Raw genomic sequence first — 16,438 nt, forward strand, 5'->3', positions numbered from 1 at the left:
ACTCCTAACGCTTGTGGCCTGTGTCGAGCTTGTGTTCCAAATGAATGGAATAGCGCGACATACCAAAACAGAAAATCCAGAACACCAGGGCGGCGAACACGTAGCCTTCAGTGGCCATGCCCAACCATTTCGGGTCGGCGGCGGCTTGCTTGACGCTGTTGAGCAGGTCGAACAGGCCGATGATGATCACAAGGCTGGTGTCCTTGAACAGCGCAATAAACGTGTTGACGATACCGGGAATCACCAGCTTCAAGGCCTGCGGCAAAATCACCAGGCCCATGCTGCGCCAGTAACCCAGGCCCATCGCCGCAGCGGCTTCGTACTGCCCCTTGGGAATCGCCTGCAAACCACCCCGCACCACTTCCGCCACGTAGGCCGACTGGAACAGGATCACGCCGATCAGCGCCCGCAGCAGTTTGTCGATGCCCATGCCTTCAGGCAGGAACAGCGGCAGCATCACCGAGGACATGAACAGCACGGTGATCAACGGCACGCCGCGCCAGAACTCGATGAAGGTCACGCAGACCACTCGAATCGCCGGCATGTTCGAACGCCGCCCCAACGCCAGCACAATGCCTAGCGGCAAGGCGCCGGCAATACCGACCGTGGCGATGACCAGGGTCAGCATCAGGCCGCCCCACTGGCTGGTGGCTACGTTGGTCAGGCCGAAGACGCCGCCGTGCAGCAGGAAGTACGCAATGATCGGGTACAGCACCAGAAAGCTCAGGCCGTAGACCGCCTTGCGTTGAAAACGCGAGATGAACAACGGCGCCACGCCTACGATGGCCAGCCACACGGTCAGGTCCACGCGCCAGCGCAGGTCGCCGGGGTAGTAGCCGTACATGAACTGCCCGAAGCGCTGTTGGATAAACACCCAGCAGGCGCCCTCTTTGGTGCAGTCGGCGCGCGTGGTCCCGACCCAGTTCGCGTCAAGAATGGCCCAGTGCAGGATCGGCGGCACGATCAGGTAGATCAGGTAAAACGCCAACAAGGTCAGCAAGGTGTTCAGCCAGCTGGAAAACAGGTTGGCGCGCATCCATGCCATCGGCCCGAAGACTTTGTTCGGCGGCGGCATATCAGGTTTGAAAGTATGCGAAGTCATGTGCGTTTCCTCACCGCTCGATCAGCGCAATGCGCTTGTTGTACCAGTTCATCAGCAGGGAAATGCTGATGCTGATCGCCAGGTACACGCTCATGGTGATGGCAATAACCTCGATGGCCTGGCCGGTCTGGTTGAGCACCGTACCGGCAAACAGCGACACCATTTCCGGGTAGCCGATACCGGCGGCCAACGACGAGTTCTTCGCCAGGTTCAGGTATTGGCTGGTCAGCGGCGGAATGATCACCCGCAGGGCTTGCGGAATGATGACCTTGCGCAGCGTCGGCCCAGGGCGCAGGCCCAGGGAGCGCGCGGCTTCGGTCTGGCCGTGGCTGACGGACTTGATGCCCGAACGCACGATCTCGGCAATAAACGCCGCCGTGTAGACGGTAAGCGCCAGGGTCAATGCCAGCAGTTCGGGGATCAGTACCCAGCCGCCCACGAAGTTGAAGCCTTGCAGCTTGGGCATTTCCCAGTGCAGTGGCGCGCCGAAGATCAGGGCGCACAGCGTCGGGATCAGAATGAACAACGCCAGACCCGCCCAGAACTTATGGAAGGGAACGCCGGTGGCTTCAAAGCGCTTGTTGGCCCAGCGAGCCATCAGCACGATTGCCACAATGGCGACAACGACGCTGACCACAAACGGCCAGAAACCGTCGGCGGCAATCGCTGCCGGCATGTTCAGGCCACGGCTGCTGACAAAGAACGTGTCACCAAAGTTATGGCTGTTGCGCGGCCCCGGCATGGTCAGGAACACCGCGAAGTACCAGAACAGGATCTGCAGCAGCGGTGGGATGTTGCGGAATACTTCCACATACACCGTCGCCAGTTTGTTGATCATCCAGTTGGGCGACAAACGCGCCACGCCGATGATAAAGCCGAGCAGGGTCGCCAGGACCACACCGATCACGGTCACCAGCAAGGTGTTGAGCAGGCCGATCACAAAGACGCGGGCATAGCTGTCCGATTCGGTGTAGTCGATCAAGTGCTGAGCGATGCCGAAGCCGGCACTGCGCTCAAGAAAGTCGAACCCCGAGGTAATGCCCCGGTGTTGAAGGTTGGTCTGCGTATTGTTGAAGAGGTACCAGCCCAGCGCGACGACCGCCACAATCGTGATGATCTGGAAGAGCCACGCACGCACTTTAGGGTCGCTGAAGCTGAGCTTCTGCTTGGGTGCGCCGATTTGATTTTGCATGAAGTGCCCCGCAAATAATGGAACAGAACATCACCCGGTGGTTGGCCCACCGGGTGATAGAACCATCAACGATCAGCGCACAGGGGGTGCGTATTGAATGCCACCGTTGGTCCACAGTGCGTTCAAGCCACGGTCGATTTCCAGTGGTGTGCTTTTGCCGAGGTTTTTCTCGAACACTTCACCGTAGTTACCGACCTGCTTGACGATCTGTACAACCCAATCTTTCTTCACTTTCAGGTCTTTGCCGTATTCGCCGTCAGCACCCAGCAGACGGGCAACGTCCGGGTTCTTGGTGGACTTGGCTTCAGCTTCGACGTTTTTCGAGGTGATACCGGCTTCTTCAGCGTTGAGCATGGCGTAGCCAACCCAGCGCACGATGGCCAGCCACTCGTCGTCGCCGTTACGCACGACAGGGCCCAGTGGTTCTTTGGAAATGGTTTCCGGCAGCACCACGTAGTCTTTCGGCGAGGCCAGCTTGCTGCGCTGTGCGTAGAGCTGGGACTTGTCGGAGGTCAGCACGTCGCAACGACCGGATTCCAGCGACTTGGCGCTTTCATCGGAGGTGTCGAAGGTGATCGGGGTGTACTTGAGGTTGTTGGCGCGGAAGTAGTCGGACACGTTCAGCTCAGTGGTGGTACCGGCCTGGATGCAGATGGTTGCACCGTCCAGTTCCTTGGCACTTTTCACGCCGAGCTTGTTGTTAACCAGGAAGCCAACACCGTCGTAGTAGGTGATGAAGCCCGGGAATTTCAGGCCCATGCCGGCATCGCGAGAGCTGGTCATGGTGGTGTTGCGCGACAGGATGTCGACTTCGCCGGATTGAAGCGCGGTGAAACGCTCCTTGGCGTTCAACTGGCTGAATTTGACCTTGGTCGCATCACCGAAAACGGCAGCTGCCACAGCGCGGCACACGTCAGCGTCGATCCCCAGGATCTTGCCGCTGGCATCCGGCACCGAGAAACCCGGCAGGCCGTCACTCACGCCACATTGCACGAAGCCTTTCTTCTGCACAGCGTCCAGGGTTGCGCCGGCTTGGGCGAAACCACTGACACCCAATACGGCGGCCGCGCACACGATGGCCAGGGTGGATTTCAATACCTTCATTCAAACCTCCAGTTTTGCTCTTGTTGTGTCGGAGCTCGAACCTCAGCGCACCCTTATGAGGCGATATCGACCCGTGTTGGCTTTTTTTAGGGTCAAGCGGCATGAAGTTGTCGCAGTAATTCCAGTTGCTATCCCACAAGCGGCAGTCACTGATAGTGTTACCGTCGTGAGTTAGTCCTGACATCGACCTACACATAGCAAGGCCCGTACCAGAGTGATGGCTGAGTCGTTTCAGCCCATGGTCAATAGGAAAAGATTCAACCTTGCGACATTCTCTTAACAGATCAACCCATCACGCACCGTTCCGACGCACCCAATCGGAGCGCACGCACATTAATGGAGCAGACATGACCGAACCCTTGATTCTTCAGCCCGCCAAGCCCGCAGACGCCTGCGTAATCTGGTTGCATGGCCTGGGTGCCGATCGCTACGACTTCCTGCCGGTGGCCGAGGCGCTGCAGGAAACATTGTTGACCACGCGCTTTGTATTGCCTCAGGCGCCGACGCGTGCGGTGACCATCAATGGCGGCTACGAGATGCCCAGTTGGTACGACATCAAGGCCATGAGCCCGGCCCGTTCGATCAGCCTGCAAGAGCTGGAAGCATCCACCACCATGGTCACGGACCTGATCGAGGAGCAGAAGAGAACCGGAATAGACGCCTCGCGTATTTTCCTTGCCGGGTTTTCCCAGGGTGGCGCCGTGGTATTCCACACCGCCTTCCTTAGATGGCAGGGCCCGCTGGGCGGCGTCATTGCCCTCTCCACCTACGCCCCCACCTTTGGCGATGAGCTGCAATTGTCCGCCAGCCAACAACGCATTCCCGCGCTGTGCCTGCACGGCCAGTACGATGATGTGGTGCAGAACGCCATGGGCCGCAGCGCCTACGAGCATTTGAAGAGCCGTGGTGTCACCGTGACATGGCAGGAATACCCAATGGGGCACGAAGTGTTACCCCAGGAGATACACGACATCGGAACCTGGCTGACCGCTCGCCTGGGCTGAAAACCGCACATTATGTAGCCGTGTGACCAACGCACTACGCCGCGCCCGATTCTTGCATTACACTGGCCGGCGTACATTCCTTAACCAATTAATGAGATGACCGTGCTCAAAGCACTTAAGAAGATGTTCGGCAAAAGCGAGGCTGAGCCGCTCGCGCCTGTTCCCAGTGCTCCTGTCCCCTCATCCGGCAGCCGCAATGACGGTAAACAGCCAGACCGGACCGCACCTGTTGCCTCACCGAAGAAGCCACCGGTGATCGCGCCTGAACTGGCAAAATCCGCCGAGGCCGAGCCTGCACCTGCGCCCAAGGCACCCCGCCGCGAACGCGCGCCCAAAGCGCCTGTGATCCCGTGGAAACTTGAAGACTTCGTCGTCGAGCCGCAGGAAGGCAAAACCCGCTTCCACGATTTCAAACTGGCTCCGGAACTGATGCACGCCATCCAGGACCTGGGTTTCCCGTACTGCACGCCGATCCAGGCCCAAGTGCTGGGTTTCACCCTCGCCGGCAAAGACGCCATCGGCCGTGCACAGACCGGCACCGGCAAGACCGCCGCGTTCCTGATCTCGATCATCACCCAGTTGCTGCAGACGCCGCCGCCCAAAGAGCGCTACATGGGTGAACCGCGCGCACTGATCATCGCGCCGACCCGCGAGCTGGTGGTACAGATCGCCAAGGACGCCGCCGACCTGACCAAGTACACCGGCCTCAACGTCATGACGTTTGTGGGCGGCATGGACTTCGACAAGCAGCTCAAGCACCTCGAAGCCCGCCATTGCGACATCCTGGTTGCCACCCCGGGCCGCCTGCTCGACTTCAACCAGCGTGGCGATGTGCACCTGGACATGGTCGAAGTGATGGTGCTGGACGAAGCTGACCGCATGCTCGACATGGGCTTCATCCCGCAAGTGCGTCAGATCATTCGTCAGACCCCGCCGAAAAACGAGCGCCAGACGCTGCTGTTCTCCGCGACCTTCACCGAAGACGTGATGAACCTCGCCAAGCAGTGGACCACCGACCCGTCCATCGTCGAGATCGAGGCGCTGAACGTTGCCAGCGAAAACGTCGAACAGCACATCTACGCCGTGGCCGGCGCCGACAAGTACAAACTGCTTTACAACCTGATCAATGACAACGGTTGGGAGCGCGTGATGGTGTTTGCCAACCGCAAGGACGAAGTGCGCCGCATCGAAGAACGCCTGGTACGCGATGGCGTCAACGCCGCGCAACTGTCGGGCGACGTGCCGCAGCACAAGCGCATCAAGACCCTGGAAGGCTTTCGCGAAGGCAAGATTCGCGTGCTGGTGGCCACCGACGTGGCCGGGCGCGGGATTCACATCGACGGCATCAGCCATGTGATCAACTTCACCCTGCCGGAAGTGCCGGACGACTACGTGCACCGTATCGGCCGTACCGGGCGTGCCGGCGCTGCGGGTGTGTCGATCAGTTTTGCGGGCGAGGATGACTCGTATCAGCTGCCTTCGATCGAGACGTTGCTGGGCCGCAAGATCAGCTGCGAAACGCCGCCGACGCATTTGCTACGCGCTGTAGAACGCAAACGCCCGTAAGCCGAATGCGATTAAACATGTGGGAGCTGGCTTGCCTGCGATGCAGACACCTCGGTGAGTCAGTCACACCGCGGTGATGCTTTCGCAGGCAAGCCAGCTCCCACACAAGACCGCTCCCACATTCAGATCTCCCTACACCTTTATGTCAGGTGTTTACTTCCAGCGATCCGCCGCCGCGTGATCGCTGCCCCGCCCTTCCACCCAGCGCGGCCCTTCAGGGGTGTTTTCCTTCTTCCAGAACGGCGCCCGGGTCTTCAGGTAGTCCATCACAAACGCACAGGCATCAAACGCGGCCTGGCGATGCGCGCTGGCGGCTGCCACGAACACAATCGGCTCGCCCGGCTCAAGCGCGCCAATCCGGTGCAATATCTCAAGTTTGAGCAACGGCCAGCGCTGTTCGGCTTCGACCGCGATCTTGGCCAAGGCTTTTTCGGTCATGCCCGGATAGTGCTCAAGGAACATCCCCGACACCTCGCGACCGTCATTGAAGTCGCGCACATAGCCGACAAAACTCACCACCGCGCCCACGCCGACATTGGCTGCGTGCATCGCATTGACTTCCAAGCCCGGATCAAACGCCTCGGCCTGTACGCGAATGGCCATGTTCAGCCTCCGGTCACGGGCGGGAAAAACGCCACTTCGTCACCCTCGACGAGCGGCTCATCCAGCGAACACAGCTCTTCGTTACGCGCACACATCAGGCTGGACTCATTGAGCACGGCAAACGCCGGGTCATTGGCCAACGCGAGGCGCACGGCATCGACGGTGGCGAAATCGCCCTCCATCTCCAGCGAATCAAAGCCCACCGCCTCGGCGTAGCGGGCAAAAAACAATACGTTGATGCTCATGCCTGGTCCGCCTTGAAATGCCCGCTTTTGCCGCCAAGCTTTTCCAGCAGGCGAATACTTTCGATGGTCATGCCGCGGTCCACTGCCTTGCACATGTCGTAGATCGTCAGCGCCGCGACGCTGGCGGCGGTCAGCGCCTCCATCTCTACGCCGGTCTGGCCGCTGAGCTTGCAGCGCGCAAGGATATGCACGGCGTCCACGCCGTCGGCGCGCAGCTCAACCTTTACACCGGTCAGCATCAGCGGGTGGCACAGCGGAATCAGATCACTGGTTTTTTTCGCCGCCTGGATCCCGGCAATACGGGCCACGGCAAACACGTCGCCCTTGGGGTGGGCGCCGTCGACAATCATTTTCAGGGTGTTGGGCAGCATGCGCACCCGCGCTTCGGCCACGGCCTCGCGGAACGTCACGGCTTTGTCGGTGACGTCGACCATGTGGGCGCGACCTTGGGAATCGAGATGAGTCAGCACAGGGATACTCCTGATCAGGAGCGGCAATTGTAAACCCGTGAGTCAAATTTGCGCAGGGCTGTTTATCCCATGAATAAAGGGGCGCAGTGCGCCCCTCCATGCATGACAACACCGGGTTAGAAGCGGAAGGTGAATCCGGCATTGATCCCGTTGTTGTTACCGCGGTTGGACAGCAAACCGCTGTAGTTCAAGGACACCAGCGTGTCCTTGGTCAAAGCCATTTCCGCGCTGGCCTTGATCACCGCGCCATCACGCGCCACGGGCACGCTGTTGACGGCGAAGGCGGCGTCGCTGCCGGCAAACTTCAGCGAGGCGTCACGATCGGTATCGCCAAACTGATGCTCCCAACCCAGCTCGCCGCGCAAGGTGACGGCCGAGGTCGAGCTGATCGGCAATTGGGTATGCGCGCGCAGGCCCAGGGTGGACAGCGTGGCGTCCTGGCTTTGCTTGCTGGCATGCAAAGCGGCGGCGCCGCCCTTCTCCTTGAACGAATCACTCTGGTAGTTCAGGTACGTCAGGTTAGCGAAGGGTTCGAACAGGTTCCATTGGGTGTAGCCGATCTCGGCAAACACCTGGTCGGTCCGCGCGTTGTAGTCGGCCTTGTCGTAGTCCGACTGGTTGGCGTAAGCCACGCGGCGCGAAGTGTCCAGACGATGCCAGGTGGTGGCGCCGCCCAAGCGCAACGCTATCGCGTCGAAGCGTTTGCCGCCGTACACCGACAGGTGATAGTTGTCGCTGTCCGCCGAAGCCGACTCGCCATTGAGGTGGCTCTGGGTGTAGCCGGTCGCTGCGCCCAGACGCCAGCCGTCGCCAACCTCGGTGTCCAGCCCCAGCAGCACGCCGCTGGTGGACGAAGAGTAGCCACTGGCATTGTTGTCGCCGCTGACGTTATTGCGACCGCCCAGCAGTTGCACCCAGCCGCCGTTGTCGCGGGCGTCGATCTGCGCGCTGGAGTCGAGTGACTGAGCCTGTTGCAGACGGCCGTTGACCGCCTCACGAAGGTAGCGGCTGTCAGCCATGTGCGCTGCCGCCACATCCGAGTGCAGTTGCCCCGACAGTTGCTTGAACGCAGCCTGCGCCTGGGCGGCCGAGTCTGAAGCGAGCAGGCTTTCATACACTGGGCTACCCGCGCCCAATGCCTCGGCCGCCGTCGCCACGGCGCGCTCGTTACGGGTTTGCGCAACGCTGGCAAAGGTCGTCTGGTTGCGTTCTACGGCCAGGGTCAGCGCGTTAGGCTGGTAATTCAGCTGAGTCCCGATGAACAGATAATTGGGCGAGATCGCCGCAAACTGTCCGTTGATACCCTGGGTGGCGGTGAGGATGTTGAACGGCTGGCCCAACAGGCTGCGCGCCTCGGTGGCGGACAACAGGTTAGGGCTGTTCTCCAAAGACACGGTCACCACACCGCCATTGAGGGTGGCGACGCCGCTGCTCTGGATCTGGTCGCTTCGCCCGTTGGGGCCGACTTCGACGGCATACACCGAGCCCGGGTTGAAGGTTACGTCGCCCGTGTGCAGCGTGCCAATCGAGTGACCCGGTGCCACACGGCCACCGCTGTTGACGGTCAAGGCACCCACCGTGCCGTTGCCGGCCAGTGTGCCGCCCAGCGTGGTCATCACGCCGTTATCGGCGTTGACTGTGCCCACGGCGCTGCCATCCACCGTCACGGCCGAGGTCAACGCGCCGTCCACCGACAGCTTGCCGCCGCGCACCCAAGTGCTGCCGGAGTAAGTGTTCTGGCCTTCCAGCACCAGTTCGCCGTCGCCGGACTTGGCCAGACTGCCGACATAGGTATTGCCGGTGAGCAAGTCTTTGCCGCGTGCCAGCGTTGCCTGTTCGCGCGCATGGCCGATTTCGTATTCAAACTGATCATCGTCAGAGGCATTCGCCGGCAAACCGTTGAGCCAACCCTTTTGTTGCTGGGTGGCCGTCCAGGTCGCCTGCTCGGTGGCGTCTTCCACACGGCGGGCACGAATGGCTTCATCGGAAATCGGGTTGGCCCAGATATCGCGAGTACCGGTGGGCAATGCTACCGACACCGAACCAAGGAACTGCCCCGGCCCTTGCATGGCCTTTTGCAAGTTGGGCAAGCCCCAACCGCTGACGACGCCCGGTACTTGCGGGGTGCCAGGCGCGGCATCGTGCACCGGCTGCAGGTTGTCGTAGGTGCGGCCACCCGTGAGGTCACCCACCGGGGTGTCCGGGCCGTCCGGCGCTTGCAGGCTGGAGGTGGTCAGCAGCACATCCCGGGCCTGGCTGGCGGTCATGTAGGGAAAGCGCTGAATCACCAACGCCAAGGCCCCGGACACGCTCGGCGCGGCGGCCGAGGTGCCGTTGGCATTCGGGATGATTTCCCCTTCTGGCCCGGTGGACGGAATCCCCGAGACGCCCATCACGCACCACCACTTGGAGGTGCCGCATCGGTTGTAGACCTGCGCGCTGGTCTCATCGTAACCGGTGATCGAGAGGAATTTGCCTTCGATGTCCGGCTTGAAATACGGCAGGTTGGCGTTGGTGTCCGGGTTGGCGCCGTGGCTGTCGTTACCTGCCGAGATGATCTGGATAAAGGTGTTTTGCCGCGCCGCGTCGGCCATGGCGTCCATCCAGGTTTTCTGCCCGGCGTGGGCCTTGTCCCAGAACGGGCGATAGGCCGCCTTCATGTCGCGCAAGTTGTCCGCCGCACTGTCGCCGACATTGCCGAAGTGGTTTTCAACGTCGTTGCGCGAGTTTTGCCCCCAGCTCTGGTTGACGATCGACACATTCTTCGCGGCCAGCGCGTTGTAGCTGGCCATGAACGCGTTGTAGTCCAGATCGTTGGAGCCCTGGAAGCGGTTGTCGTCGGTGCCGCCGGTATTGGCGACAAAAATGTTCGCGTCAAACGCGATGCCATGCATGCCGGTGCCGTTGCGGCTGGCGCCGAGTACACCGGACATTTCCGTACCGTGGCCGTCGTTGATGGTCGGGTCGTACTCACCGGAAATACTGAAGTGCTCGCCTTTTTGAAACTCGCCGTCCGGGGTGTCGTGGAGGTAGCGCGGATGTGTGGCGTAGTACTCGCCGGTGGACGTCACCGCCTGCACGCGATCCTGGCCCTCGGCATTCTTGCCCTGGAACTCGAAGTGCTCGGTGAGAATGCCCGAGTCCAGCACGCCCACATTCACGCCTTTGCCGGTCATGCCCAAGGCATAGGCGTAGTACGCGTTGGTGCGGTCCAGGCCGGAGTTGACCTGGGCTTCGGGGGTTTTCCAGGTTTGCGCGTTGGCGCTCCAGTCACGGGTAGCGGCGGCCCAGGACTGGCCGGCGTTCAGTTGCGCGTTGAGGTTGCTGCTGACGCCCGGCTCTACGTAGGTGTAGGGCTTGGCAGCCGGCAGATTGGCGAGGATGGCCTTGGAAAAATCGAGAATATTGGTGGTGTAACGTCCGCTGTTGCTGAAGAGCCGGCTGCGGTAGTAATCCAACCGCGAGGCGTAATCCAGCGGGCGCTTGGTGTCGCCGAGCATGGCGCCGATGGTCAGGTTTTCGGGCTGCAGCTCGTAGTTTTGCTTGAGGGCTGAATCGAACTTGCCGGACTGTGCGGCGAAGTCCTTGGCGGCCAGATCGACGATGTCTGCGTAAGCAAAGCGCAGGTTCTTGTAGACATCGGTGTTGGGGCCAAACGATGCCACGGCTTTCCTGAAGGCCGACTCCAACACCTGGGCGGTGTAAGGGTTGCTGTCATCTGCCCAGGCCATTGGGCCCTGCCCCAGCCACAAGGCCAGGCCGAGTGCGATGGGCGTGAGAGGTATCGACCTGAAACCTGAGGCGCGTTTACGTTGAGACAAAGTGGAGCCATTACCTGCTACTTCCATGTTCCTTTCCCTTTGGATATGTGCGTCGTCAATGAGCGATGTATCGGGCTTTTTGTAATAGGCAGGGTCACGCAGAAAACCCACACGGGTCTTCAAAACGTCGTCGAATCAATGAGGTGGATTTCCGACGGGGGTCACGCAGTGTTCTTATGGTTTTTGCGGCGAGAAAAAATGTAACAAAATAATTACAAAGTCCACAAGCACCCACGGCGCTAAATCGCAGGCAAATGTCGCACATAACAAAAACCCCGGACTTCGTGAGAAATCCGGGGCGGTTCGTGGCATTTAGCCACCAACTACGACAGGGTTATGTTTTTACAGGTGGGACTCGGCGTACTCGGCCAGGATCGAACGAGGCACCCCTTGCAGCGCGATATGCACGCCGTTCGGGAAGTCCTTGAAGCGTTCCGTCAGGTAAGTCAGCCCGGAGCTGGTCGCGGACAGGTAAGGGGTGTCGATCTGTGCCAGGTTGCCCAGGCACACCACTTTGGAGCCGGCGCCGGCACGGGTGATGATGGTTTTCATCTGGTGCGGCGTGAGGTTCTGGCATTCATCGATCAAAATCAGGCTTTGCTGGAAGCTGCGACCTCGGATGTAGTTGAGGGATTTGAACTGCAACGGCACTTTGCTGAGGATGTAATCGACGCTGCCATGGGTGTTTTCGTCATCCATGTGCAAGGCTTCGAGGTTGTCGGTGATCGCGCCCAGCCACGGCTCCATTTTTTCTGCTTCGGTGCCGGGCAGGAAGCCAATTTCCTGGTCCAGGCCCTGCACACTGCGGGTGGCGATGATGCGGCGATAGCGCTTGGTCACCATGGTCTGCTCGATGGCGGCGGCCAGGGCGAGGATGGTTTTCCCCGAACCTGCGGCGCCGGTCAGGTTGACCAGGTGAATGTCCGGGTCGAGCAGCGCATACAGCGCCAGGCTCTGGTAGATGTCACGCGGTTTCAGGCCCCAGGCTTCCTGGTGCAACAGGGGTTCCTGATGCAGGTCGAGGATCAGCAGTTTGTCGACCTGGATTTCTTTGATCCAGCCCACAAACCCCTGTTCGTCGATGATGAATTCATTGATATGCACGGCCGGCAGGTTATCGGTCAGCTGTACCTGGTGCCAGGTGCGGCCGTGGTCCTGACGGGTTTCAACCTTGCTGACGCGGTCCCAGAACGAGCCGGTCATGGTGTGATAACCGCGCGACAGCATCGACACGTCGTCGACGAGCTGGTCGGTACTGTAGTCCTCGGCAGCGATCCCACACGCTCGTGCCTTGAGGCGCATATTGATGTCTTTGGTCACCAGCACCAGGCGCAAGTCCTTGTCACGCGCGTGCAGGTCGATCAATTGGTTGATGATTTTATTGTCGTTCAGGTTTTCCGGCAGCAGGCTGTTGGGCTCGCTGCGCTTGTTCATCAGAATCGACAACAAGCCCTTGGGCCCGCTTTTGCCACGCTGGATCGGCACGCCGACTTCAACGTCCTCAGGCGAGGCTTCACCCAGGGTTTTGTCGATCAGGCGAATGGCCTGGCGGCATTCAGCGGCAACGCTGTGGTGGCCACTTTTGAGTTTGTCGAGCTCCTCAAGCACGATCATGGGAATGGCGACGTGGTGTTCTTCGAAGTTGAGCAGTGCGTTTGGATCGTGAATCAATACGTTGGTATCAAGCACATAAAGGATTGGCTGGTCGGAAGAAGGGTTACGTCCATGATCATCCATACTCGGTCACCTTTGTGGGAGCCAGTCGACGCAATACCACAACAGTGCTGCGCCTCGATTCGACCACCGACTGCACCGCAGTGACGTCAAGTGCAGTGCCCACATGAGGAGTCTTGGAAGACGCCACCTGTGTTGCAGGTTTCGGCGATCTGACTTCGTAATACCGCAAAAACGATGACAGGAAAAAGCACTTTGACGCTTTTTTGAAGTTTATTTTTCAGGATGACGAATAGCACTAGCCGAGTGCCAGCCACCCCGTTAAAGTCGGAAGTCCGCCTGCATCGAAATGTCGCACAAAATCAGCCCCAAAATGCCTCATCCCCAACAGGGCCGGGCACTTGCGCTTTTTCAGCGAAACGCCTCCCGGCAGTCCTGCCAACCCAGCCCACTTTGCGCCGTTGCCTGCAGCAACATCGGCAAAGCGACCCGTGCCTTGTCCTGGGTGTCATGAAACACAATCACGCCTTTGCGCCACAGCAACATCAATGTCAGCACTCGCTGCGCGGACTCGTCAGCCTTGAGCTTGCCCGGTTCGTCCTGGGAATCGATGTCCCACAACGCCACCTGTAAACCTTGCGCCTGGAAGAAGCCCTGGCTGTCGGCGCGACGCTGGCCATAGGGCGGGCGAAACAGCGGCACGTAGTTTTCCGGCATCAGGTTCTGCGCCAGCGCGGCACTGCGGGTGATCGAGGTTTGCCAGTCGACCCAATGGCTGTGGGACCGGTACTGCCAACCCTGGGTGCCTACGCACTGGCCTTGGTACAGCGCCTGCACATCGGCGGCGGAACTGCGCTCCACGCGGGTTTGCAGGCTGCTGCCGAGGGCGAAGAAGGTGGCGTTCATCTTTTGCTTGCGCAGGTAGTCGGTGAGCCAGTCGGTATTGCCGTTGACCGGCGCAGGGCCGCCGTCGAAGGTCAGCAGGAACAGGCGGTCGTTGAGTTCATCGCCATTGCGTTCGTGGTCGCCGAAACGCAGGACTTCACTGCTGATTTGTGGGAACAGCGCGGCTTTGCGCAGCAGTTCGTCGAGGTAGCGTTCGTGGAAATTGTGGCTGGGGTTGGCCCAGCCTATATAGAAGGAGTTGTCGCTGACCTGGAATTTGCCGGCTTGCTCGCGCAGGTCGTCCATGCTTTCGACCAGGTAGCAGAATGAGGCGTCTTCTTCGCAGCTTTGTTGGGCGAAGGTGTAGTTTTCCAGCAGGCGCTGCCAGAGCTGGCGGCGCAGGTCGTCGATGGCGGCCAGGTTGATGATCTTCAGGCCCAGGCGTTGTTTGAGCGCGGCTTCGTCCTGAGCTTCGCTGGCGATTAAGCTGTGGGCGAACATCAGGATTTCGGCGCGTGAGGCGACATCGAACAGCGCGGGGCTGCTGAGTTTTTCGGGCCAGGTGGTGCGGTCCAGGCTGGCTACGTCAACCGGCGCCGCCTGGGCGCCCAGGCACAGCAAACAAGCTGACAGTAAAAACGCAATTCGCACACGGGGTCTCCCTTTCCAGAGTCGTCGGGCACTATAGCCGATCAGGCACTCGCCCAAGGCACTGCAAGAACCTGAGCAAAGCTATCGTTTAAATGGCGCAGACTCTCAGTCGCCCGGTAAAGTCCATTGACTGCTGGTTTGTGTTCTAGCTTGCGCATCGAATCAAACCTGCTCACTCAAACGCCAAAAGGATTATTGAATATGCATGAACAGGCAAGGCTGACCAAGAGCCATGAAAAGCTGGGGCAAGCAGGAGATCTGGTTTCAATTGAGGACATCGAAAAGATCTACTCGACATCCGCAAAAGCGAACAGCGCGATAAAGGTTGAGTGCGCCAACCCTCGCTGCAGAGTGAACGTTCGGATTACCATCATTTCACGCACTAAGCTTGACAGGAAAATAACGCCCTCCTCCTATTTTCGTGGAAAACACATTACAGGTTGTGATCGCAAACCCAAACAACCAACTGTTGCCCCTACGAACATTTCACCGACGCTGGGCGCCAACCCTAATAAGAGCAACATACCGGCAGTATGGGTCGATCCCATCGGAACCCCACCCGCTACAGGGGGTTCAAAGCCTCCCTCCCCAAACCAGACGAACACGCCAGGTACCGCTACCCAGGGACACTCCCGAACCGGTGCGGGCACCAGCAAAAGTCAGTCTCAGCGGGTTGAAAAGTTCGCTAAAGAGTGGCTCAAACTCACTCAGCAAACCCGAAAAGCTCAACCACTGGAAGCCGGCTGGAACCCCGGAGGAACTTATGCTTCCGCTTTTTACCCCTTCGACTATCTAAACACGCAAACAATGGTTCCAGTGGGAACCAGGATACACACAGCCTCTGTCGCGTCGGGGATGCTATCCAATGGCGATTTTCATATCCGCTTGAGAGAGCAAACCCCGCACGCTACCCCCAAAGTAGTCATTATCAATTCGGCCATCCTCAATGCCAGCAATGCTGGCCAAGCGCTAGCAACAAAGATTACCAATCAAACATTAGCGACAAGCAAAATCTACGTCTTTTTCCTTGGCGCTTTTCAAATGAACCAATCGACAGGTCAGGAAGAATTGATTGTCCCTCACCGTTATTACTTTTACGTGCAGAGTTAAAGATGCGTAACACGTCCTTGGACTGCGTGCCTCCCAGACCATAAGCATCACAAGCAATGCCTATCACCATCATAGGTGGAGTCAAACCCCGCGACCCCCTAGAATCCCCCCACGATTACAGGAGCCAACTTCATGCTGATGGTGATTTCCCCCGCCAAAACCCTCGACTTCGAGTCCAAGCCGGTCACCCCGCGCTTCACCCAGCCGCAATACCTGGACCACTCCCAGGCGCTGATCGAACAACTGCGTGAACTGAGCCCTGCCCAAATCAGCGACCTGATGCACGTCTCCGACAAGATCGGCGGCCTCAACGCGGCGCGCTTCGGCAGCTGGACCCCAGCCTTCACGCCGGAAAACGCCAAGCAGGCCCTGCTGGCTTTCAAGGGCGACGTTTACACCGGCCTCAACGCCGAAACCTTCAGCGACGCCGACTTCAGCTACGCCCAGGACCACCTGCGCATGCTCTCGGGCCTGTACGGTCTGCTGCGCCCGCTGGACCTGATGATGCCGTACCGCCTCGAGATGGGCACCAAACTGGCCAACGCCCGCGGCAAGGACCTCTACGCCTTCTGGGGCACCCGCATCAGCGAGTGGCTCAACGAAGCCCTTGCCGAACAAGGCGATGACGTGCTGCTCAACCTGGCCTCCAACGAGTACTTCTCGGCGGTCAAGCGCACGGCCCTGAACGCGCGGATCATCAACACCGAGTTCAAGGACCTGAAAAACGGCCAGTACAAGATCATCAGCTTCTATGCCAAAAAAGCCCGGGGCCTGATGAGCCGTTTTGTGATCCAAGAGCGCATCAACGATCCGGCCAAGCTCAAGCAGTTCGATCTGCAGGGCTATCGCTTCAATGCCGAGCAGTCCAAGCCGGACAACCTGGTGTTCCTGCGCGATCACGCACCGGAATAAGGCCCTGCACAGCCCTCACAATCGCTAAAAAACCAATGTGGGAGCTGGGGTGGCGGGGGGGGGGGGTTTTTTTTTAGTGTATAATGTTAAGTTAATAAG

General features: G+C 59.5%; 13 protein-coding genes. 4 read left to right on the plus strand and 9 right to left on the minus strand.

The genetic code is table 11. The features are described from left to right. Positions 1-4 precede the first annotated feature (4 nt). The 3 genes from NTD89_RS27215 to NTD89_RS27225 form a co-directional block, all read right to left on the minus strand. Positions 5-1,102, minus strand: a complete 1,098-nt coding sequence (locus NTD89_RS27215) for an amino acid ABC transporter permease (protein WP_145161290.1) — start codon at positions 1,100-1,102, stop codon at positions 5-7. Between the two features lie 10 nt (positions 1,103-1,112). Further along, positions 1,113-2,294, minus strand: a complete 1,182-nt coding sequence (locus NTD89_RS27220; protein WP_145161289.1) for an amino acid ABC transporter permease — start codon at positions 2,292-2,294, stop codon at positions 1,113-1,115. 72 nt (positions 2,295-2,366) lie between these two features. Continuing rightward, positions 2,367-3,398 carry an amino acid ABC transporter substrate-binding protein gene (locus NTD89_RS27225; protein ID WP_106579519.1) on the minus strand — a complete coding sequence of 344 codons (1,032 nt, stop codon included), beginning with the start codon at positions 3,396-3,398 and terminating at the stop codon, positions 2,367-2,369. Positions 3,399-3,745: 347 nt separating this feature from the next. Here NTD89_RS27225 and NTD89_RS27230 point away from each other — a divergent pair, with 347 nt between their 5' ends. Both NTD89_RS27230 and rhlB read left to right on the plus strand, forming a co-directional pair. Beyond that, positions 3,746-4,402, plus strand: a complete 657-nt coding sequence (locus tag NTD89_RS27230) for an alpha/beta hydrolase (protein WP_145161287.1) — start codon at positions 3,746-3,748, stop codon at positions 4,400-4,402. A 96-nt stretch (positions 4,403-4,498) separates the two neighbouring features. Further along, positions 4,499-5,968: an ATP-dependent RNA helicase RhlB gene (gene rhlB / locus NTD89_RS27235; protein ID WP_262210623.1), complete on the plus strand. Its 1,470-nt coding sequence runs from the start codon at positions 4,499-4,501 to the stop codon at positions 5,966-5,968. A 153-nt stretch (positions 5,969-6,121) separates the two neighbouring features. Here rhlB and moaE read toward each other — a convergent pair whose 3' ends face one another. The 6 genes from moaE to NTD89_RS27265 all read right to left on the minus strand — a co-directional run bounded on the left by moaE (position 6,122) and on the right by NTD89_RS27265 (position 14,317). Beyond that, the gene (gene moaE, locus NTD89_RS27240) at positions 6,122-6,571 is read right to left on the minus strand and encodes a molybdopterin synthase catalytic subunit MoaE (RefSeq protein WP_262210624.1); all 450 of its coding nucleotides are present in this window, start codon (positions 6,569-6,571) and stop codon (positions 6,122-6,124) included. Between the two features lie 2 nt (positions 6,572-6,573). Then, positions 6,574-6,816 carry a molybdopterin converting factor subunit 1 gene (moaD, locus tag NTD89_RS27245; protein WP_145161281.1) on the minus strand — a complete coding sequence of 81 codons (243 nt, stop codon included), beginning with the start codon at positions 6,814-6,816 and terminating at the stop codon, positions 6,574-6,576. Further along, positions 6,813-7,286, minus strand: a complete 474-nt coding sequence (gene moaC / locus NTD89_RS27250; protein WP_262210625.1) for a cyclic pyranopterin monophosphate synthase MoaC — start codon at positions 7,284-7,286, stop codon at positions 6,813-6,815. Before moaC ends, moaD begins: the two co-directional genes overlap by 4 nt. Positions 7,287-7,402: 116 nt before the next feature. Continuing rightward, the gene (locus NTD89_RS27255; RefSeq protein WP_262210626.1) at positions 7,403-11,134 is read right to left on the minus strand and encodes an autotransporter domain-containing protein; all 3,732 of its coding nucleotides are present in this window, start codon (positions 11,132-11,134) and stop codon (positions 7,403-7,405) included. Positions 11,135-11,449: 315 nt separating this feature from the next. After that, on the minus strand, positions 11,450-12,844 hold the full coding sequence (locus NTD89_RS27260) for a PhoH family protein (protein WP_053254513.1): 1,395 nt from the start codon (positions 12,842-12,844) through the stop codon (positions 11,450-11,452). Positions 12,845-13,192: 348 nt separating this feature from the next. Next, positions 13,193-14,317, minus strand: coding sequence for a polysaccharide deacetylase family protein (locus tag NTD89_RS27265; protein ID WP_262210627.1), 1,125 nt, complete (start codon positions 14,315-14,317; stop codon positions 13,193-13,195). Positions 14,318-14,467: 150 nt separating this feature from the next. Here NTD89_RS27265 and NTD89_RS27270 point away from each other — a divergent pair, with 150 nt between their 5' ends. Then, positions 14,468-15,427 (plus strand): hypothetical protein, encoded by a 960-nt coding sequence (locus tag NTD89_RS27270; RefSeq protein ID WP_262210629.1) that lies wholly within the window; start codon positions 14,468-14,470, stop codon positions 15,425-15,427. Between the two features lie 132 nt (positions 15,428-15,559). Continuing rightward, positions 15,560-16,339 carry a peroxide stress protein YaaA gene (gene yaaA / locus NTD89_RS27275; RefSeq protein WP_145161274.1) on the plus strand — a complete coding sequence of 260 codons (780 nt, stop codon included), beginning with the start codon at positions 15,560-15,562 and terminating at the stop codon, positions 16,337-16,339. Positions 16,340-16,438: the final 99 nt, after the last annotated feature.

This window comes from Pseudomonas sp. 14P_5.3_Bac1, assembly GCF_025466135.1.
GTDB lineage: Bacteria > Pseudomonadota > Gammaproteobacteria > Pseudomonadales > Pseudomonadaceae > Aquipseudomonas.

Bases quoted from the DNA above. Each gene is read 5' to 3' on its own strand.
- NTD89_RS27215 (WP_145161290.1), bottom strand. From the start codon at position 1,102: ATGACTTCGCATACTTTCAAACCTGATATGCCGCCGCCGAACAAAGTC.
- NTD89_RS27220 (WP_145161289.1), bottom strand. From the start codon at position 2,294: ATGCAAAATCAAATCGGCGCACCCAAGCAGAAGCTCAGCTTCAGCGAC.
- NTD89_RS27225 (WP_106579519.1), bottom strand. From the start codon at position 3,398: ATGAAGGTATTGAAATCCACCCTGGCCATCGTGTGCGCGGCCGCCGTA.
- NTD89_RS27230 (WP_145161287.1), top strand. From the start codon at position 3,746: ATGACCGAACCCTTGATTCTTCAGCCCGCCAAGCCCGCAGACGCCTGC.
- rhlB (WP_262210623.1), top strand. From the start codon at position 4,499: ATGACCGTGCTCAAAGCACTTAAGAAGATGTTCGGCAAAAGCGAGGCT.
- moaE (WP_262210624.1), bottom strand. From the start codon at position 6,571: ATGGCCATTCGCGTACAGGCCGAGGCGTTTGATCCGGGCTTGGAAGTC.
- moaD (WP_145161281.1), bottom strand. From the start codon at position 6,816: ATGAGCATCAACGTATTGTTTTTTGCCCGCTACGCCGAGGCGGTGGGC.
- NTD89_RS27255 (WP_262210626.1), bottom strand. From the start codon at position 11,134: ATGGAAGTAGCAGGTAATGGCTCCACTTTGTCTCAACGTAAACGCGCC.
- NTD89_RS27260 (WP_053254513.1), bottom strand. From the start codon at position 12,844: ATGGATGATCATGGACGTAACCCTTCTTCCGACCAGCCAATCCTTTAT.
- yaaA (WP_145161274.1), top strand. From the start codon at position 15,560: ATGCTGATGGTGATTTCCCCCGCCAAAACCCTCGACTTCGAGTCCAAG.